This window comes from Flavobacterium mesophilum, assembly GCF_039581405.1.
Lineage (GTDB): Bacteria > Bacteroidota > Bacteroidia > Flavobacteriales > Flavobacteriaceae > Flavobacterium.
In genome coordinates, this window is the sequence record NZ_JBCPXZ010000003.1 from 21,558 (window position 1) to 41,776 (window position 20,219).

The 20,219-nt window shown below is 34.7% G+C and carries 18 protein-coding genes and 2 tRNA genes; 6 read left to right on the top strand and 14 right to left on the bottom strand.

Translation table 11 applies throughout. The features are described from left to right. Positions 1-12: 12 nt before the first annotated feature. Positions 13-1,350: a cytochrome c3 family protein gene (locus tag AAYQ19_RS09055; protein ID WP_343535914.1), complete on the bottom strand. Its 1,338-nt coding sequence runs from the start codon at positions 1,348-1,350 to the stop codon at positions 13-15. Positions 1,351-1,568: 218 nt separating this feature from the next. Between AAYQ19_RS09055 and AAYQ19_RS09060 the strand changes: the two genes are divergently transcribed. Then, positions 1,569-1,958: an SPOR domain-containing protein gene (locus tag AAYQ19_RS09060; protein ID WP_343535915.1), complete on the top strand. Its 390-nt coding sequence runs from the start codon at positions 1,569-1,571 to the stop codon at positions 1,956-1,958. A gap of 79 nt (positions 1,959-2,037) precedes the next feature. On the opposite strand, the gene AAYQ19_RS09065 is transcribed toward AAYQ19_RS09060, so the two are convergent. The 4 genes from AAYQ19_RS09065 to rimP form a co-directional block, all read right to left on the bottom strand. Next, positions 2,038-2,547 (bottom strand): DUF4920 domain-containing protein, encoded by a 510-nt coding sequence (locus AAYQ19_RS09065; RefSeq protein WP_343535916.1) that lies wholly within the window; start codon positions 2,545-2,547, stop codon positions 2,038-2,040. A 134-nt stretch (positions 2,548-2,681) separates the two neighbouring features. Further along, positions 2,682-5,573 carry a translation initiation factor IF-2 gene (gene infB / locus AAYQ19_RS09070; RefSeq protein WP_343535917.1) on the bottom strand — a complete coding sequence of 964 codons (2,892 nt, stop codon included), beginning with the start codon at positions 5,571-5,573 and terminating at the stop codon, positions 2,682-2,684. A gap of 59 nt (positions 5,574-5,632) precedes the next feature. Next, on the bottom strand, positions 5,633-6,886 hold the full coding sequence (nusA, locus tag AAYQ19_RS09075) for a transcription termination factor NusA (protein WP_109191786.1): 1,254 nt from the start codon (positions 6,884-6,886) through the stop codon (positions 5,633-5,635). A gap of 19 nt (positions 6,887-6,905) precedes the next feature. Continuing rightward, positions 6,906-7,370, bottom strand: a complete 465-nt coding sequence (gene rimP, locus AAYQ19_RS09080; protein WP_343535918.1) for a ribosome assembly cofactor RimP — start codon at positions 7,368-7,370, stop codon at positions 6,906-6,908. Between the two features lie 175 nt (positions 7,371-7,545). Between rimP and AAYQ19_RS09085 the strand changes: the two genes are divergently transcribed. From AAYQ19_RS09085 to AAYQ19_RS09095, 3 genes are all read left to right on the top strand, one after another. After that, positions 7,546-8,370 (top strand): universal stress protein, encoded by an 825-nt coding sequence (locus tag AAYQ19_RS09085; protein WP_343535919.1) that lies wholly within the window; start codon positions 7,546-7,548, stop codon positions 8,368-8,370. A gap of 170 nt (positions 8,371-8,540) precedes the next feature. Further along, the gene (locus AAYQ19_RS09090) at positions 8,541-9,962 is read left to right on the top strand and encodes an aldehyde dehydrogenase family protein (RefSeq protein ID WP_343535920.1); all 1,422 of its coding nucleotides are present in this window, start codon (positions 8,541-8,543) and stop codon (positions 9,960-9,962) included. A gap of 62 nt (positions 9,963-10,024) precedes the next feature. Continuing rightward, positions 10,025-10,831, top strand: a complete 807-nt coding sequence (locus AAYQ19_RS09095) for a helix-turn-helix domain-containing protein (RefSeq protein ID WP_343535921.1) — start codon at positions 10,025-10,027, stop codon at positions 10,829-10,831. Between the two features lie 55 nt (positions 10,832-10,886). Here the strand turns inward: AAYQ19_RS09095 and AAYQ19_RS09100 are convergent. Together AAYQ19_RS09100 and AAYQ19_RS09105 are read right to left on the bottom strand one after the other, a co-directional pair. Continuing rightward, positions 10,887-10,957, bottom strand: a tRNA-Gln gene (locus AAYQ19_RS09100). Between the two features lie 109 nt (positions 10,958-11,066). After that, positions 11,067-11,137, bottom strand: a tRNA-Gln gene (locus tag AAYQ19_RS09105). A gap of 245 nt (positions 11,138-11,382) precedes the next feature. Between AAYQ19_RS09105 and AAYQ19_RS09110 the strand changes: the two genes are divergently transcribed. Both AAYQ19_RS09110 and AAYQ19_RS09115 read left to right on the top strand, forming a co-directional pair. Then, positions 11,383-14,664: a glycosyltransferase family 117 protein gene (locus AAYQ19_RS09110; RefSeq protein WP_343535922.1), complete on the top strand. Its 3,282-nt coding sequence runs from the start codon at positions 11,383-11,385 to the stop codon at positions 14,662-14,664. 97 nt (positions 14,665-14,761) lie between these two features. Then, positions 14,762-15,400, top strand: coding sequence for a polysaccharide deacetylase family protein (locus AAYQ19_RS09115; protein WP_343535923.1), 639 nt, complete (start codon positions 14,762-14,764; stop codon positions 15,398-15,400). 21 nt (positions 15,401-15,421) lie between these two features. On the opposite strand, the gene AAYQ19_RS09120 is transcribed toward AAYQ19_RS09115, so the two are convergent. From AAYQ19_RS09120 to AAYQ19_RS09150, 7 genes are all read right to left on the bottom strand, one after another. Continuing rightward, the gene (locus AAYQ19_RS09120; RefSeq protein ID WP_343535924.1) at positions 15,422-15,724 is read right to left on the bottom strand and encodes a thioredoxin family protein; all 303 of its coding nucleotides are present in this window, start codon (positions 15,722-15,724) and stop codon (positions 15,422-15,424) included. Between the two features lie 73 nt (positions 15,725-15,797). After that, positions 15,798-17,033 carry a metallophosphoesterase gene (locus tag AAYQ19_RS09125; RefSeq protein ID WP_343535925.1) on the bottom strand — a complete coding sequence of 412 codons (1,236 nt, stop codon included), beginning with the start codon at positions 17,031-17,033 and terminating at the stop codon, positions 15,798-15,800. 181 nt (positions 17,034-17,214) lie between these two features. Next, on the bottom strand, positions 17,215-17,406 hold the full coding sequence (locus tag AAYQ19_RS09130) for a hypothetical protein (protein WP_343535926.1): 192 nt from the start codon (positions 17,404-17,406) through the stop codon (positions 17,215-17,217). Positions 17,407-17,514: 108 nt separating this feature from the next. Next, a complete protein-coding gene (locus AAYQ19_RS09135) occupies positions 17,515-18,852 on the bottom strand; it encodes a sensor histidine kinase (protein ID WP_343535927.1) in 1,338 nt (445 codons plus the stop codon). A 12-nt stretch (positions 18,853-18,864) separates the two neighbouring features. Beyond that, complete coding sequence (locus AAYQ19_RS09140) at positions 18,865-19,539, bottom strand: response regulator transcription factor (protein ID WP_343535928.1); 675 nt, start codon at positions 19,537-19,539, stop codon at positions 18,865-18,867. 190 nt (positions 19,540-19,729) lie between these two features. Then, the gene (locus AAYQ19_RS09145; protein ID WP_343535929.1) at positions 19,730-19,966 is read right to left on the bottom strand and encodes a hypothetical protein; all 237 of its coding nucleotides are present in this window, start codon (positions 19,964-19,966) and stop codon (positions 19,730-19,732) included. Positions 19,967-20,017: 51 nt separating this feature from the next. After that, entirely contained in the window at positions 20,018-20,215 is a 198-nt protein-coding gene (locus tag AAYQ19_RS09150; protein ID WP_343535930.1) for a hypothetical protein, read from the bottom strand. Between the last annotated feature and the right edge of the window lie 4 nt (positions 20,216-20,219).

Below are 20,219 nucleotides of genomic sequence, written 5' to 3' on the forward strand. Positions count from 1 at the left end.
TTAATAAATCGATTAATAGTGGCATTTACCACACTCTAAACCTCCCATTTGCGCTGCAGTTAATTTCTCTACACCGTATTTTTTAGAAAGTTCAGCATGAATTTTGTCATAGTAAGCATTACCTTCCATCTTAACATCAGTTTTTCTATGGCAATCAACACACCATCCCATTGTTAATTTAGAGTATTGCTTCATGATTTCAAATTCTTGTACTGGACCGTGACAAGTTTGACACTCAATACCTGCAACAGAAACGTGTTGTGAGTGGTTGAAGTAAACAAAATCAGGAAGATTATGAATACGAACCCATTTTACAGGTTGTGTTTTTCCAGTATATGCTTGTTTAGTTTTATCCCAACCAACAGCATCATATAATTTTTGAATTTGAGCATCATAGAAAGCTTTGCTGTATTCAGCAGTAGCAGTCGTTTCAGCAACTTCAGAAATATTCTTGTGACAGTTCATACAAACATTCAAAGAAGGAATACCTGCAGTTTTACTAACACGAGCAGCTGAGTGACAATATTTACAATTGATCTCGTTATCTCCAGCGTGGATTTTATGAGAATAGTGGATTGGCTGAATTGGTTCGTAGTTTTGATCTACACCAACTTGCATCAAGTATCCGTAAACAAAATAACCACTAGCCAAAAGCAAGAAAATTGAAGTAACTAATACTAAGAATTGGTTTTTAGCAAAAGCTTTCCAAATAGGCAATCTTTCTTCTTTTGGACCAACTTCAATACCGTTTTTATTCGCCACTTTAGTCAATACTTTGTTCACCATGAACAACATAATTACCAAAATAGCCATTACAAGAGCAAGAGCTCCTAAAATAACATTATTAGAAATAGAACCACTTTCTACGTTAGTCCCCGGAGGAGTTGCTGCTCCACCAGCTACAGCAGCTGTAGGTTCAGCTTTTTTCTCAGAAGTATAAGCTATAATATTGTCAATATCTCCTTCAGATAATTGAGGAAATGGAGTCATTACTGCTTTGTTGTTTTCTTCAAAAAGCTTAACAGCAGCAGCATCGCCTGATTTAATCATATCAGAACTATTGTGCACCCACTTGTAAATCCAAGCCATATCATGCCTTTCAGCAACGCCCCTTAAAGCAGGACCTGTTGATTTAGCATCTAATTTGTGACATGCAGCACAATTTGCATTAAAAAGTTCTTTCCCTTTTACCGGATCTCCACCAGATGTCGCAGCCGGAGCAGCAGCTTCAGGTGCCGCAGGAGCTGCAGCAGGATCTTGAGCAAATGAAGTTAGGGAGAAAATAAGCGTTAGCGATAAGCTAAGGAGCAATTTTCTTGAGATCGAATTATGGTTACCCACCTTTTTCATATAGTATAATAATTATCTACTAATTTTTGGTATGATTTTTACTGTGATAAATCCGTAAAAACTAATACCCTCTTTTAAAACTTGCACAAAAATACGACTTATGAACTATTCTCAAAACCTTAAAATAGTCTTAAATATCAATTTATATCAATTCTAAATAATATTAAAATTTTCCACACAAACTTTAAATAGTATTTTTGCATAAAAACCATCACATTATGAGAATTTTAACCCCTTCAAAAAGAGTTTTCTTCACGCTGACTGTATTCACATTAGCATATAACATTCACGCTCAGGATCAAAATTTAACAGTAAACCAAGACCCAAAATTTGAGCAGTTACTGACTGAGAAACGCAAAATTAACACATCAATCAGTACAAACGACACATACCGAATTCAAATTTTTAGCGGCAAAAGCGAAGAAGCAAAGAAAACGTTATCTGATTTCAAAAGAGAATACAGCAACATTGACGGAACTATAATTTTCAACACTCCAAACTATAAAGTAATCGTTGGAAATTTCAAAACCAGAATCGAAGCAGAACGAAATTTGGCTGACATAAAAAACAGATACAAAAATGTCTTTTTACTTAAGCCAGGCAAATAAAATAATTATTAAAACATAAAAAAAGAGCGAGATTTAATCTCGCTCTTTTTTTATGCTCTAAATCAGCTATTTTCCTTAGTTAATTTACCACTTTTATTCCACTTGCCATAAAACGAATTTCTTCTTTTGGCACTGTAATAGCATTAATTTCAGCCGGTGATTTTTTAGCATCTTTTGCATAATGCTTCAACTCATCAACAGAAGTTATTTTCTTCTCTGCATTCCCTTCTAAAACCACATTTTTCCCCTTTAAAGCTGTCGGAACAAAAAATGCATAGTCCTTCATTTTCACAAAAAATGAAGATCCATTTTCCGTTTTAATGGTTACCCAGCAACCTCTTTTTTCGCAAACATCAGTCACTACTCCTTTTACAGCAACATTTTCTAGTTTTTTTTGATCTTTAAATTCCCCCTCAAGTTTTTCAACAGAGATTGCTTTATCCAAAGCAATACTAGAAACATCATTTCCATAATAATCCCCCACTGCAGCATTTCCTGCCGGCGGAGCGCTTTTTTCTACAGCTTCTTGAGCAAAAGAAAAATTAGAAATTCCAATAAAAAACAAAGCTGAATATAATAACTGTTTCATGATCAAATAATTTTAATCAAAAATAACGAAATTTTCGAAAAAGGAACAACTTACTCAAAAAGCATTTTTCAAGCAAGATACTTCATAAAAAAAGCCCCAATTTTCATTGGGGCCTTCAATATATTAACTAAATATTATTTCAATTTCTTTTTGATAGCTACTTCATGGTAAGCCTCAATAACATCATTGATTTCGATGTCGTTGAATCCTTTAATTTGAATACCACAATCGTAACCTTTAGTAACTTCTTTAACATCGTCTTTGAAACGTTTTAACGCCACTAGCTCACCTGTATGAACCACAACTCCGTCTCTAATAACTCTAATTTTAGAAGTTCTTAAAATCTTACCATCTGTCACCATACATCCAGCGATTGAACCCACTTTAGAAATTTTGAATATCTCACGAATTTCAGCATTTCCTAAAACTTCTTCTTTCATCTCTGGAGCAAGCATTCCTTCCATCGCATCTTTCAAGTCATCGATAGCAGCATAGATAATAGAATAGTAACGAATATCAATTTCTTCTTTATCAGCTAACTGTCTAGCATTTCCTGCAGGACGAACGTTAAATCCGATGATGATCGCATCTGAAGCAGATGCCAAGTTAACATCTGTTTCCGTAATCGCACCAACACCTTTGTGAATAATATTGATTTGAACCTCTTCTGTAGAAAGTTTAGAGAACGAATCTGACAACGCTTCAACAGAACCATCCACGTCTCCTTTAAGGATAACGTTCAATTCTTTAAACTGACCAAGAGCAATACGACGTCCAATTTCATCAAGTGTAATATGTCTTTGTGTACGTACAGATTGTTCACGCATTAATTGAGAACGTTTAGATGCAATTTGTTTCGCTTCTTTTTCGTCTTCAAATACATTGAACTTATCACCCGCTGTTGGCGCTCCATCCAAACCTAAAACAGATACAGGAGTTGAAGGACCAGCTTCTAAAACAGCATGCCCTCTTTCATCATGCATAGCCTTAACTTTACCATGATTTTTTCCAGCAAGCATATAATCTCCAATCTTCAAAGTACCTTGTTGTACTAAAATTGTAGACACATATCCTTTACCTTTATCCAAGAAAGCCTCAACTACAGTTCCTTGAGCAGCTTTGTTTGGATTTGCTTTTAGATCTAAGATTTCAGCCTCTAATAAAACTTTCTCTAATAATTCTTTAACACCTGTTCCAACTTTTGCAGAAATATCATGTGACTGAATTTTTCCACCCCAATCTTCAACAAGCAAATTCATACCAGCCAAACGCTCTTTAATCTTATCGACATTAGCATTTGGTTTATCAATTTTATTGATTGCAAATATAATTGGCACTCCCGCAGCCTGTGCGTGAGAAATCGCCTCTTTTGTTTGTGGCATGATATCATCATCAGCCGCAACCACAATAATAGCAATATCCGTAACTTGAGCTCCACGTGCACGCATCGCGGTAAACGCCTCGTGACCCGGAGTATCTAAGAATGCAATTTTTTGTCCGTTATCTAAAGTAACTCCATACGCCCCAATGTGCTGTGTAATACCTCCAGACTCACCAGCGATAACATTTTCTTTACGGATATAATCCAGTAAAGATGTTTTACCGTGGTCAACGTGACCCATTACAGTAACAATTGGCGCTCTAGTTACTAAATCTTCTTCTTTATCTTCTACAACCTCTATTGCTTCTTCGATATCTACTGTAATGAATTCAACATCGTAACCAAACTCATCAGCAACGATAGTTAATGTTTCAGCATCTAGACGTTGGTTCATGGTTACCATGATTCCAAGAGACATACAAGTTCCAATCACCTTAGTAATCGGCACATCCATCATGATTGCAATTTCACCTACAGTAACGAATTCTGTAACCTTAATAGTTTTACTTCCTTCGTCAAGAGCTCTTTGCTCGTCATCAGATTTTTGACGGTGTGTTTCTCTTTTATCTCTTCTATATTTTGCCGCTTTAGATTTTCCTCCTTTACCTTGAAGTTTTTCAAGAGTTTCTCTAATTTGGTTTTTTACTTCTTCTTCCGTTGGCTCAACTTTAGCTACAATTGCAGGACGGTTTCCTTTTACAAAACCAGGTCTTTGGCTTCTGTTAGCATTGAAACCACCTCCACTATTATTATTATTTGGAGTAATCTTGTTGGGATTTGGTGTTCCTGGCGCATTGTTGTTATTACCTGTAGGAGGTTTTGGTGCACCAGGCGTTCCTGGCTTAGGAGCAATTCTTTTACGCTTATTTTTATTTGCGTTATTTCCTCCACCCGCTCCTGGAACTCCAGGTTTATTCTGAGCCGCTTTAGGATCTTCTTTCTTTTTCTTTGGCTTATTAAATTGAGACAAATCAATTGTTTGGCCAGTAAGAGTAGTTCCTGAAAGCTTTTGATATTGAGTAGTAATAGTTTCTTCAGAAGTTGTTGGATCAGTAGACACGATTGGCTCCTGAGCAACTTTCGAAGATTCTGTTTTAACTTCTTTTTTCTCCGTAATAATAGGTTCTTCCTTTTTTGCCTCTACAACCGGAGTTGCAGCAACAGGCTCAGCTTTTACAACTTCAGGCTGAACTGGTTTTTCTGGTTGCGTAGGCGCAACAACAGCTTTTGGCTCTTCAACCTTAGCTGGTTCCTCAGAAGGAGTAACGGCAGGTTTTTTAGGATTCAAGTCAATTTTACCGACTTGTACAGGTCCCGAAACAACCGCTCTCGCTTTAATTATTTCTTGCTGTTTTTGGCGCTCCTCTTCTTGTCTGCGTTTGTCTTCAATTTCTTTCTCACGCTCAACACGCAATGCTTCTTTTTCTTTTCTTTTCTCTTCTCCTACCTCTTTAGAAGCTTCCTTATTCCCCTTATCGCCCGCAAATTGGCTTTGTAGGATATTAAATTCACTGTCAGAAATTTTCGCGTTTGGATTTGCATCAATAGCAATTCCCTTATCTTTTAGATAATCAACAGCTCTTTCTAACGAAATATTTAATTCCCTTAAAACCTTGTTTATTCTTATTACTCTCTCTTCAGACATATAACCTTTTTATTATTACCTTTTTAGTTGTGTTGTTAGAGCAGATATTCAGCTATTTTCTAGCTATCAAACTCCTCTTTTAGTATTTTCATAACATCTAGAATCGTTTCCTCTTCTAAATCTGTTCTTCTTACTAAATCTTCTACGTCGTGTTTCAAGATACTTTTTGCAGTATCCAAACCTATTTTTGCAAACTCTTCAATTACCCACTCTTCGATTTCATCTGAGAACTCTGTTAATTCAACATCGTCTTCATCTGCAACAGTTCCTGCCACATCGCCTTCACGAATAACATCCAATTCATACCCTGTCAATTGACCAGCTAATTTGATGTTGTGACCACCTCTACCAATTGCTTTTGAAACCTCTTCTAATTTCAAGAAAACTTCAGCTCTTTTGTTATCCTCATCAATTTTGATAGAAGAAACTTTTGCAGGGCTCAATGCTCTTGTAATAAACAATTGAATATTGTTTGTATAATTGATTACGTCAATATTTTCATTTCCAAGCTCACGAACAATTCCGTGGATACGAGAACCTTTCATACCAACACAAGCTCCAACTGGATCAATTCTGTCATCATAAGAATCTACAGCTACTTTTGCTTTTTCACCAGGAATACGCACTACGTTTTTCACTGTAATTAATCCATCGAAAACTTCTGGGATTTCTTGTTCAAATAATTTTTCCAAGAACTTTTCAGAAGTTCTAGACATAATGATTTGAGGTTTGTTCCCTTTTAATTCAACGCTTTCAATAATTCCACGAACATTATCTCCTTTACGGAAAAAGTCAGATGGAATTTGTTTTTCTTTTGGAAGTACAATTTCATTCCCTTCATCATCAACCAAGATTACTACTCTTGGACGTACGTGGTGCACCTCTGCTGTATATATATCACCGATAATATCTTTAAATTGTTTGTAAAGATTTGTATTATCGTGTTCGTGAATTTTAGATATTAAGTTTTGACGAAGTGCCAAAATAGCTCTTCTTCCTAAATCAATTAATTTTACTTCTTCAGAAACCTCTTCACCAATTTCAAAATCCGCTTCAATTTTTCTTGCTTCAGTCAATGTAATTTCTTCATTTTCAAAATCAAGATCCTCATCGGCAACAATTACTCTTCTTCTCCATATTTCCATATCGCCTTTATCAGGATTGATAATGATATCGAAATTTTCATCTGAACCGTATTTTTTCTTTAATGCATTTCTAAATACGTCCTCTAAAATTGCCATAAGCGTTACACGATCAATAAGTTTATTATCTTTAAACTCTGAGAATGAATCGATTAATGCTAAATTTTCCATGCGAATTTTTTAATTAAAATTAAAATGTTACCGTAACAACTGCCTCTTTAATCTCTGTATAAGGTATTTGTTGCTCTTTTTGAACTGTTTCTTTTCCTTTTCCTACTTTTTTCGGTTCTCTTGCCTTCCAAGACAAAATTATGAAAACATCGTTAGCTTCAACCAATTCTGCTTCAATTTTTTCATTATTTGTAGTAACAATCAACGTTCTACCAATATTTTTCTTGTATTGTCTAATCAATTTTAAAGGAGATCCTACTCCAACCGAAGCTACTTCAAGCGAAAAATCCTGCTCTTCACGATCCAGATTGTTTTCGATGGCACGACTGATATCAATACAATCCTGCAACGCAACTCCATTATCTCCGTCTAAACCAACACTAATTTTAAAAGAATCCGAAACAGCAAGATCGATCAAAAAGATCGATGGCTTTTCCAGAAGTGCTTCTGTAATTAATTCGTTAACTTTTTCCTTAAATGTCATAATTTTATAAAAAGAGGGGACACTTAGTCCCCTCATTATTTAGATTTTAATAAATAACGATGCAAATATAGTGATTTTTTTATAAATCAAAATAAATTGATTGCTCTAAAAATATTTCTTATCTTTATGGAAGCATTCAAAAACAGATTATTCTAATAATTTAACCCAAAAAATTATGAAACGAATTTTAGTTCCTACTGATTTTTCAGAACATGCTGAAGATGCGTTAAAAGTGGCTGCGCAAATTGCTAAAAAAAACAATTCAGAAATCATCATTTTGCATATGCTCGAATTGCCGCACCAAATGAACGATGCCATACTTGGAGGCGCAAGCATACCCGAAACTATGCTTTTCATGAAAAAAGCAAACGAAACACTTGACGAAGTATCTTCAAAACCATATCTGGACGGAATCTCGGTAACTGAAATCGTAAAAATGGACAAACCAATTCACGGAATCCTACAAGTAAGCAAGGATTACGAAGTTGACTTAATCATAATGGGATCTCATGGCTCTTCTGGAGTTGAAGAACTCTTAATTGGTTCAAATACAGAAAAAGTGGTTCGAAATTCGGAAATCCCAGTCTTGGTCATCAAAAAAGATATTTCCGACTTTAAAGTCACTGATATTGTTTTTGCTTCTGATTTTTCTGACGAGACAAAAAAACCTTTCAACAAACTATTGAACTTCACCAAATTCTTTGGCGCAAAAATTCACCTAGTAACCATCTGCACGCCTAACAGTTTCAAACCGACTCATGTTATGGAAAAAGCAATGAAAAATTTCGTAACCGAATTCAACATTACCAATTTTACAACCCAAATTTACAACGATACAAATATTGAAAAAGGAATTCTGAATTTTTCAAACAGCATAAACGCAGACATCATAGGAATGTGCACACACGGCAGAACTGGATTTGCACACTTCTTCAATGGCAGTATAAGCGAAGGATTAGTAAACCACGCCGTCAGACCTGTCATCACTTTAAAGATTTAAAAACAAAATTACTTTTACAACCATAGCTTCTCAATCGAGAAGCTATTTTTTTTTATAAAAACAAATAAACCATGAGCTTCACAACAAAGTCTAATTGAGCTTTACAGCAAAGTCAGCCACGGCATTTATCCGGAAATTTGTCAAATAAAAATTCATTAAATCATAACAACATGAAAACAATAGACAAAATTTACATCAACGGAGAATTTGTAACGCCTCAAGGAACAGAATATTTTGACCTTATAAGCCCAACCACAAATGAAAAGCTCGGAAAAGTTCTTTTAGGAAATACCGAAGACACTCAAAACGCCATTGAAGCCGCTAAAAATGCCTTCAAAACTTTTTCGAAAACTTCAACTTCAGAAAGAATTCAGTATTTGAAAAACATAAAAACAGCTGTCGAAAAAAGAAAAACCGACTTTATAAACATAATGGTCGAAGAATACGGAGGAACATTTCAATTTGCTTCGGTAAGTTACGAATACATGCTAAAGGGATTCGATTCAGCAATTAACCTATTAAACAGCTATGATTTTACGCGAACAATGGGACAATCCGAAGTTCAAATGACCCCAATTGGTGTTGTCGGAATCATAATCCCGTGGAATTCCAGCAATGGTTTTATCGCCAGCAAATTAGCAACAGTAATCGCGGCGGGATGCACAACTGTTATAAAACCTAGCGAAATGAGCGCACTGCAAACGCAGGTAATGCTGGAATGCCTACACGACGCACAACTTCCAAAAGGCATAGTGAATATCGTAAACGGATTAGGAGAAATTGTAGGCGCAGAAATCAGCAGAAATCCTGATATTTCAAAAATCTCGTTTACCGGCTCAACAAACGTCGGGAAAATCATTGCCAAAGAAGCAGTAAACACCATGAAACGAGTTACGCTGGAACTTGGAGGAAAATCGCCAAACATTATTTTAGAAGATGCTGATTTTTCAAAAGCAATTCCGCTTGCTTTGAGCGCCGCATTTATGAACAGCGGACAAGCTTGTATCGCCGGAACCAGACTTTTAATTCCAGAAACCAAATTGGAAGAAACCAAAACAATCCTTAGAAAAGCTTTAGAAAACGTAATTGTTGGCGATCCAAAAAACAGCAACACAGCAGTTGGCCCAATGGTCAGCACAAAACAATTTCAACGTGTTCAAGATTACATCCAAATTGGAATTAACGAAGGCGCAGAAGTTCTTGCTGGAGGATTAGGAAAACCAGAAGGTCTTGAAAAAGGGAATTTTATTAAGCCAACTGTTTTTGTAAATGCAAACAACCAAATGCGTATTGCAAGAGAAGAAATATTTGGACCAGTCTTAACTGTGATCACATACAAAACCGAGGAAGAAGCAATTGAAATTGCAAACGACACTACTTACGGGCTTCAAGCGTACGTTAGCTCATCAGACGAAAAAAGAGCACACCGAGTTGCTTCACAAATCAATGCCGGACGCGTGCAGATAAACGGACTCGGACATGATCCTATGGCGCCTTTCGGTGGATTCAAACAATCAGGAATTGGTCGCGAATTTGGAACTATTGGGCTTGAAGCTTATTTGGAACCAAAAGCACTTATTCAACCTTTATAATCATTTACAATCCGGAAAGTTTTCATGAAAAAATTTTCCGGATCTTTTGTAATTTTACCATTATGACGACAAAATCAAATCCGAAACCAAAAATACTATACTCCTGCTATTATGCCCGTAGCCGAGAAGGAGAACATTTTATTCCAGAACATGTTTTCAGCTACCAAATTTCCGGAGAAATGACGGCTTCAGACAGCAAAAATACTTTTCAATCAAAACCGGGAGATTTTCGCTTCAGCAAAAGGAATCATTTGGCAAAATTCACCAAAATCCCACCAGAGAACGGTGAATTCAGAACCATCTCCCTTTTTTTGGACCAGGAAATCCTTCGCGAAGTAAATAAAGAATACAACCATAAAGTAATCAAAAAAGTCGATTCTGAAGCTATGATCACACTAGCTCCACATCCGCTTTATAAATCTTTCATGGAATCACTTATATCTTATTTGGAGGTTGAACAAGAAAGCAACGAAGCTTTGTTCAATTTAAAAATCAAAGAAGCCATTCATTTATTACTAAAAGTAAATCCCGAATTAAAAGATATTTTATTCGATTTTACCGAGCCTGGCAAAATCGACTTGGAAGCATTTATGAACAAAAATTTCCATTTCAATGTACAAATGCATCGATTTGCTTATCTAACAGGAAGAAGTTTAGCAACTTTTAAAAGAGATTTCCAAAAGATATTCCAGCAAGCACCTGGAAAATGGTTGCTAAACAAAAGACTTCAAGAAGCTTATTATTTGATCAGCCAAGGCAATCCGCCATCAGAGGTTTATATAGGCGTTGGATTTGAAGACTTATCTCATTTTTCTTTTTCATTTAAAAAGAAATTCGGAATCGTTCCTTCTTCTTTAAACCACAAATAAACCTACCAAAAATAACGGCATAAAAAAAGCCTCTCATTTCTGAGAGGCTTTTCTGTTGGTCTACTAGGACTCGAACCTAGAAAGACGGCACCAAAAACCGTAGTGTTACCATTACACCATAGACCAGCAGTGCGGTTAAGCGGGTGCAAAATTAGAACTTTATTTATCTTATGCAAATTTTATTTGAAACTTTTTTGCATAAAAAAAAGCCTCTCATTTCTGAGAGGCTTTTCTGTTGGTCTACTAGGACTCGAACCTAGAAAGACGGCACCAAAAACCGTAGTGTTACCATTACACCATAGACCAGCAGTGCTGTAAAGCGAGTGCAAATTTAAGCCTTTATTTAGTTTTCGCAAACTTTTTGAACAAAAAAATCATTTTTTTTTGCTTTTTTTCACATTTAAATCCCAATCATTATCAGAATCATCTCATTGACAACACATTACTTTTAACGTAGAGTTTTACAGAATTTTTTGTTAATGCTCGTTTCTTTACATAAAAAAACATTTTCTTTGTAGGATAGAAAACATACAAAATTTTAACACCTAAATATGGCACAATTCAATTTCAATAAATGGAATACTATTATTGGTTGGTTTGCATTTGCAATCGCTTTAATTACCTACACTTTAACCGTCGAACCTACAATGAGTTTTTGGGACTGCGGCGAATATATTGCCACAGCTGCCAAACTTGAAGTTGGCCACCCGCCAGGAGCACCTTTATTCCAAATGATGGGAGCTTTCTTCGCCATGTTTGCCATTGACGCACAACACGTAGCTGTAATGGTTAATATGATGTCTGTTTTTTCTAGCGCATTTACAATTTTATTTATGTTTTGGTCTTCGTCTATGATCTTAAAAAAGATTGTAGCTCGTTTTGCTGAAATTGACCAAAACAATTCAATAGTTATTTTAGGGAGTTCATTTGTAGGCGCTCTAGCTTATACTTTTTCAGATAGTTTTTGGTTCAATGCAGTTGAGGCAGAAGTTTATGCAATGGCATCTTTATTAATTGCATTGCTTTTCTGGCTTGGTCTTCGTTGGGAGCAAGACATGGACAAACCAAAAGGAAACAAATGGCTTTTGATTATTTCATTGGTTGTCGGACTTTCATTTGGTGTTCACTTTATGGCATTATTGACAATTCCGTCAATTGGTTTTCTTTACTATTTCAAGCATTACGAAAAAGTTACTATTAAAAACTTCATTATTGCCAATGTGGTGGTAATTGGAATTTTATTATTCATTTTCAAATTGCTTTTGCCTTTGACTATGGCTTTCTTCGGAAAAACCGAAATTTACATGGTTAACAACATGGGGCTTCCTTTTAACTCAGGAACTATCTTTGTGGCGTTGCTTTTTGTTGCTTTCTTTTATTTTGGATTAAAATTCACAAAGCAAAAAGGATTAATATTCTACAACACTATAATATTGTGTGTTTTATTTATTCTTATTGGTTTCTCAACTTGGTTAATGCTACCTGTTCGTGCAAATGCAAACACGGTAATCAACGAAAACAAACCATCTGATGCTACTGAGGTTTTGGCTTACTACAATCGTGAGCAATATGGTGTAAATCCTTTGTTTTATGGTCCACAATACACTGAAGTTTTTTCTGGCCTTGATGAAAAAACACCTTATTTAGACAAAAAACCAAACTACGAAAGAGATTATAAAACTGGCAAATACGTTATTACCAACAATTATAAAAACGCAGATCAAAATTCTGACGACAATCAAAAAACGATTCTGCCAAGAATGTGGAGCACTGAAACTGCTCATATTCAAAATTATATCAACTTTACAAATCCGCCTAAATTCAAAATCAACCCAAATTACAATTACGAAGAAGATTTAGGAGAATACGGAATTGACGTTAGCCAATTAAGTGAAGATGAATACAATAAAGCAACTGCTCAATTAAGAAACGAAGTTGAAAAAACAGTTTCTGAATTCAGAAAAGCATATGCTCAAAAACAAATTGACAATGAAGGTTATATAAAGTTCCTAAAGAGCTATGGAAAATACTTAACTATCGAAAAACCTACAACTACTGATAATTTCAGTTTTATGTTCGAATATCAATTTGGATACATGTATTGGAGATATTTAATGTGGAATTTTGTTGGACGCCAAAGCGATGTTCAAGGAAAATACGATAATCTTGACGGAAACTGGATCAGTGGAATCAAACCACTTGACTCTGTTCACTTAGGTTCGCAAGACAATTTGCCTTCAGATGTCTTGAACAACAAAGGACGCAATGTTTATTATTTCCTACCTTTCATCTTAGGACTTATCGGAATAATGTATCATGCAAACAAAGATCTTAAAAGTTTTTATGTTCTTTTAGCATTGTTCTTGTTTACCGGAATTGCATTAAAAATTTACTTGAATGAAAGACCATTTGAACCTCGTGAGAGAGATTATGCGCTTGTAGGATCATTTTATGTCTTTGCCATTTGGATTGGTTTTGGAGTTTATTCTTTATATGAAAGCATCCAAAAATACATTGCGCCAAAAATCGCAGGACCAGTGATTATTGCAGGAAGTTTGCTTGCCGCTCCTATTTTAATGGCTTCTCAAAACTGGGACGATCACGACAGATCTGGAAGATATACAGCGGTTGCAATGGCAAAAGCTTATTTGAGTTCATGTGATAAAGATGCTATTTTATTCACCATTGGAGATAATGATACATTCCCGCTTTGGTATGCCCAGGAAATTGAGCACTTTAGAACCGATGTCAAAATCGTGAATACAAGCTTATTTATGACCGATTGGTACATTGATCAAATGAAAGCCAAAGCTTATGAATCAAATCCATTGCCAATATCGTTCACGCATGATGACTATGTGGGAGATAAATTGGACTATGTAGCTTTTATCCAAAAAATTGACACACGTTGGAACATCAATGATTTTATCGATTTTATTAAAAATCCAAAATCAACTGTTGGCTTACAAAATGGACAAACAATCCACTTTTACCCAACAAACAAAATCAGAGTTCCTGTTGACAAAGATGTCATCATCAAAAACAAGGTTATTAATCCTAAATACAACGATTCTATTGTTCCTTATTTGGATATTGACATCAAAGGAAGCGCAATCTACAAAAACCGCTTAATGATGCTTGATATCTTAGCTAACAACAATTGGAAACGTCCAATTTACTTTAGCGGTGGTGCTTTTGACGATGAAGATTACTTATGGCTGAAAAACTACCTTCAATTAGATGGTATGGTTTACAAATTAGTTCCGATTAGAAATGTTCCTTCTAAAGATGGCGGACCAATGGATATGGGGCAAATTGACGCCGATAAAATGTATGATATTGTAATGAAATGGGATTGGGGCAATAGCGAAAGTGATAAGATTTATCATGACCCTGAAACGAGAAGAAACAGTATTACGTACCGTACAAATTTATCTCGTTTAATGGATCAGCTTATTGCTGAAGGCAAAATTGACAAAGCTAAAAACGTAATCAATTTAGCAATTACAAAAATGCCTTTGGATAAATTTGGCTATTATTCATTAGTAGAACCTTTTACAAACGGGTATTACAAAGTTGGAGAAACTGCAAAAGCACAAGACTTGCTTAATAAACTGGTTAAAAAATACAATGAAAACCTAAACTATTACGCAACATTGCCTCCTGGAGACCAAACTGATCTAGCAATCGACATTATTACTGATATCGAGCGCTACAGAAGTCTTTTACAAGTAATGGATCGCAATAACGACAAAGCGTTCTATGAAAAACACAAAAAGACCTTTAATACGTATGTAAATGTATTCGAACGTTTTGGGCGTGAAAAAGAATAATAAGATACGAAAAATATACTGATTAAAAAAATGCAGTGCTGTTAGATAAATAGCACTGCATTTTTTAATTTTACAGTATCTGTAAATCCATTTCAAAATGAGCTTTTATTGGGTCAAAACTAACGCTTTCATCAAAACGGTGTTTTCTAAGTATTGTTGGGATATTCCGAACAAGGAAAAGAAAATATACCTCACCTTTGATGATGGCCCTACGCCAGAAATTACAGATTGGGTTTTGTCTGAATTGAAAAAGTTCGATGCCAAAGCCACATTCTTCTGCATTGGAAAAAACATCAATGCAAACTCTTCTTTATTTGAAAGATTGATCGCCGAAGGACACGCTATTGGAAACCACACCATGAATCACATCAATGGATGGAAAAGCCAAACCAATGATTATATTGAAAACGTAAAAAATTGTGCTTCAATTTTAGCCAATGAGAAAAAACTAAACAGTTTATTGTTTCGTCCTCCTTATGGAAAAATCAAAAAAGCACAATCAAAGATATTACGTGGTTTGGGCTACAAAATAGTAATGTGGGATGTTTTGAGCGCTGATTTCGACCAATCGATTACGCCTGAGAAATGCCTTGAAAATGTGACTAAAAATGTAACTTCAGGAAGTGTAATTGTTTTTCATGACAGTATTAAAGCATCGCAAAATTTAAAATTTGCATTGCCGAAAACATTACATTTTTTAAAAGAAAATGGATATGCATTTGATGTCATTCACTAAAGCGACATCGTAAAAAGATTATTAATGATTGAACTGTTCTTGAACAATTCCTATAATTGTATTTGCATCAAGCTCGCCTGATTGCCTCCAGATCATTTGCCCTTCTTTATAAATCATTAACGTCGGAAGGCCTTTAATACGAAGAGCCTCAGCTAGTTCTTGATTCTTATCTACATCAATTTTGATTACTTTGGCCTTATCACCAAGCGCAGCCGCAACATCCTTAATTACGGGATGCATAGATACTGACGATTCATTCCAATCTGTGTAAAAGTCAATCAACACAGGGACTTGAGCATTTATTAGTTCTCCAAATTTTGACATAAAACCAAAAATTTAATTTTTTTAATCTACTTAAAAGAGACAAATATTCTACAAATGTAGCATTTTTAACGAATTAAGCCACATTCTTGCCTTTTTTTAGTTCGATTACTGTTATTTCAGGCATAATACCAACTCGTCCTGGATAGGCATGGAAACCAAATCCACGGTTAACATAAACGTATCTTCCAGCAGTTTCGTATAAACCAGCCCATTGTTTATAAATATATTGTGCCAAGCTCCATTTAAAATAACCTGGAATTTCAATTCCAAACTGCATTCCGTGTGTATGTCCTGCTAATGTTAAATGAAAGTTTTTAGGATGATCTTTGATTTCTGCATCCCAATGACTTGGATCGTGGCTCATCAAGACTTTGAAATCTTCTTTAGCAACGTTTTCAGAAGCTTTATTTAAATCTCCTGCTTTTTTGAAATTCACTCCCCAATTCTCTACTCCAATCAATGCAATTTTATCATTGCCTTTTTGAATATAAGTATGTTCATTCAGCATTAGGTTAAAACCAATTTTCCCATAAAGCTTTTTGATTTCCTCAAAATTTTCTGCTTTCTGTTTTTCAGATGGCCAAGTTACATATTCACCATAATCGTGATTTCCTAAAACTGAAAATTTACCGTATTTATAATCTTTGATTCGGCTAAAAGTTTCCAACCAAGGATACATTTCTTTTGCATGCGTATTTACAATATCACCGGTAAACAAAATCATGTCGGCTTCTTGTTCATTAATCAAATCAATCGCATAATTTATTTTATCTGGATTATCAAAACTGCCGCTGTGGACATCTGAAATCTGTGTAATTCTAAAACCATCAAAAGCATCTGGCAAATCAGGAAAAAAGACAGTTTGCTTAATTACTTTGAAATTATATTTCCCTTCAAAAATTCCATAAATCAATGACAAAAATGGCACTGCCGCCAAACCTAATGCAATTTGGCTAATGAACTTTCTTCTGTTTGGCATCATCTCTTTTCTCGGCGCATTGTACATGAAGTAGTTCAAAAGACTTGCACCAATTCTAAAAATATCTTCCCCAAACATGATTAAGGTAAGCACAATTTTTGGAACATAAACCAACAGCATAAGCCCCATTGTAAACATAGTCTGTTTGGTTTGCCCTACTGAACGGTCAAACTGAGTGAAAGAATAAATGATGAATGCTAAAAGCAAAAAACTTATAATTTGATAACTTACCAAAACCCATCTCGTTTTAATTAAAGTACGAAAGGCTTGATAGGAATAAAATTCGATAAGCAGAAAAAGGGCGCAAAGAATTAGAAAACGAATGAACATTAGATATAGTTTTAAGCAAAGTAACAAAGAATGAAAATTTAATTGCTTTTTATTATCAAAAATTTAACTCAAAAATAAAGAACAAAAAGCTGGCGGATTTCTCCACCAGCTTTTTTCTCTACCAAATTTTTTAAAACCTTTTATAATCCACACAAAGCCTGCCAAAGCAAACTTATACTTTCTATTTTTTAGTTTTAGCTGCCTCAGGCTTAGGAGCTTCTGCTTTTTTAGTTTTTTGATCTGCTTTTTTATCTTTTTTAGGTGCTTTTGCTTCTTTTGCTGGAGCTGTTTTAGCTGGAGCTGGAGTAGTTTGTGCATTTACCATTGCTACTGTTCCTAGAACAGCTACTGCAAGCATTACTATTTTTTTCATAATTAAAAATTTTACTGATTTGTTTATTACTTCTATTATTATACTTCAAAGATAGAATCACTAAATGAAGACAAAATGAAGATTAAACCATTCAATAAAAATTAACTTTTAATTATGTTTTATGGGTTCTGGGACAATCAAAGTAAATGTTGTTCCGACATTAATTTGCGATTCAACTTTTATTTCAATATGATGAAAAGAGGCTATACTTTCAGCAATTGCAAGCCCTAAACCTTGCCCATCCTGATCTGAGCTGATTCTTGCAAACCGATTAAATATTTTTTCAATGTGCGCCTCACTCATTCCTAGCCCAGTATCTGTTATGGAAACAAAATAATGCCCTTTTTCAAAACCATCTTCGGCAATAATTTTTCCGTTTGGACGATTATATTTTATCGCATTTGTAACCAAGTTATAAATCAAAATATGAATGAGCGTTTTATTTCCTGTAAAAACATAATCATGCTCCATTTTATTTGTAAACTCAATTTCTCGATCTTCAATTCTATCTTCTAAATCTTCCTGGAGATCATTTACAATTTCATGAAAATTAATTTCTTCGTTTGCTTCATATTGATTGTTTTCAATTCGGGAAATCAGCAACAAATTATTGATTATTTTTTTCAGCATATCCAATGTCTTCAAGGAGCTTACTATTTTATCAACGGCATTGTCATCTAAAGATTCATTCTGCAATAAATTTTCAAATTTATTTTTCAGCAATGCAATTGGAGTCAGCAATTCGTGCGAAACATTTGAGATGAATTGTTTTTCTTTTTTAAAAAGTTCTGTAATGCGATCCATCATTTGGTTGAGCACCAAATCAAGTTCTCTAAAATCTCTAGAATTTGCTTTTATCGGAGTATGATCAAAACCTTCGGGCTCATTGACACGCCTAATTTTTGTGTCAATGATTTTATAAAAAGGTTTTAAAAGATATTCAATATAAACGGTATCTGCTAAAAAAGTAACGAGCAGAATTACAACCAAAACGATAATAATAAAAAATCGAATAATAAATGTAAGGTCGTTTACTTCGCTAAGACTACTTCCAATTTCAAGTTGGTAACCTTGATTTTCATAAGTAAAATGATATTGCAGAATTCGATATTCATTTTCTTCACCTTCAATAATTCGGTATTCATTATTAAAGAAAGTCTTTTTCTCGTTATCTTTTATCGGAATTTTAGACAAAACCAAAAATTCGCTGTGTAGCGTCGAAAACTGAGAATAGGTTTCGGTCGAATCATCGGCATTCTGAATAAAATCGTCAATTTCTTTTTTATTCAAATGGTCAATGAATTTTTTCTTTTTTTCTACCAACCCGTTATTAATATGCCGATAAACCACATTTTCAACAAGTATAGGCAACATCAGCCATAAAATCAAAATCACCAACAGCCTTGTCAGTGCATTAAAAATAGCCAATTGGTGTTTTATTTTCACAGATTTGTCTTTTTATTCGTTGATGCGATAACCAACATTCCTAACCGTTTCAAACCAATCAATTGTAGTATGCTTGTCCAATTTTTTTCGAAGATTCCGAACGTGAACATCAATAAAATTAGAATCGGAATTAACCTCTAGAATATCCCCCCAAATATGTTCTGTCAATTGCAGTCGGGTAATAACGCGGTTTTTGTTCAGAACCAAATATTGAAAAATATCAAACTCTTTTTTGGTCAAACTCAGCGGCACTTCATTGTAACTAACTTTATAATCTTGAAGTTGCAACAAAAATCCGTGAATACTCAAACTATTCAAGGTAAAACCATGCATCCTGCGAATCACAGCAAATAATCTCGCGCTGAGTTCGGTCAGCGCAAAAGGTTTTGTCAAATAATCATCGGCGCCCAAATGCAGGCCATTAATTCTGTCATCGAGCTCGCCGCGTGCTGTCAAAACAATAACCGCCATTTTTGATTGTGTTTTCCTAACAGACTTCAATATCTCAAATCCATCGCCATCTGGCAACCCTAAATCAAGAAGCATGGCATCAAAATCGTTGCTTGCCACCTCTTCAAGAGCATCTTCACAGGTATGTGCAATTTTGCATATGTACCCCGCATTGCACAAAAAATCATAAATTTCTACTGCAAGTTCCTTATTGTCTTCAACAATCAAAATATTCATAATCTGTAGCTATTAAGCGCAATTAAATTTAAGCAATTTTAAAAAATCCCGATACCTATTATTAAAAAATTAACGATTAAAAAAAGCCGACAAATTTCTTTGTCAGCTTTTCCAACCGCATTGTTCATAACCATTATTCCTGTTTTGTTTCCTAACCATGAATCTGAAAACAAATCAAAAACAAATTCTGTTATTTCATTGTTGAAGCTTCTGGTTTTGGAGCTTCAGTTTTTGCTGATTTTGCTTTTTTATTATGATGTTTAGAATGTTTAGCTGCTTTTTCTTCTTTTGAAGGAGTTGCTTTTGTATCTTGTTGAGGAGTTGCTTTAACTTCTTTAGCAGGAGCTTTTTTAACTGGAGCTGGAGCTGCTGTTACCATTGCACTTGTTCCTAAAACTGCGGCGATCGCCATAAATAAATTTCTCATGATTTCTAAGTTTTTTAATTAATTGATTTTATTCTTTTTAAAATGTTTCTCTTATTTTTTTGCTTTTGCTTTTTCCTCTTTTGGAGCTACAGTTTTTTCTGATTTTGCTTTTTTATCAGCTTTGTTTTTTGGGTGTTTTGTTGCTGTAACTTCTTTTACAGGTGCTGTTTGTTGATTTTTAGCAGGAAATGCATGAACCATTGCACTTGCGCCTAAAACTGCTACTAATACCATCAATAAATTTCTCATGATT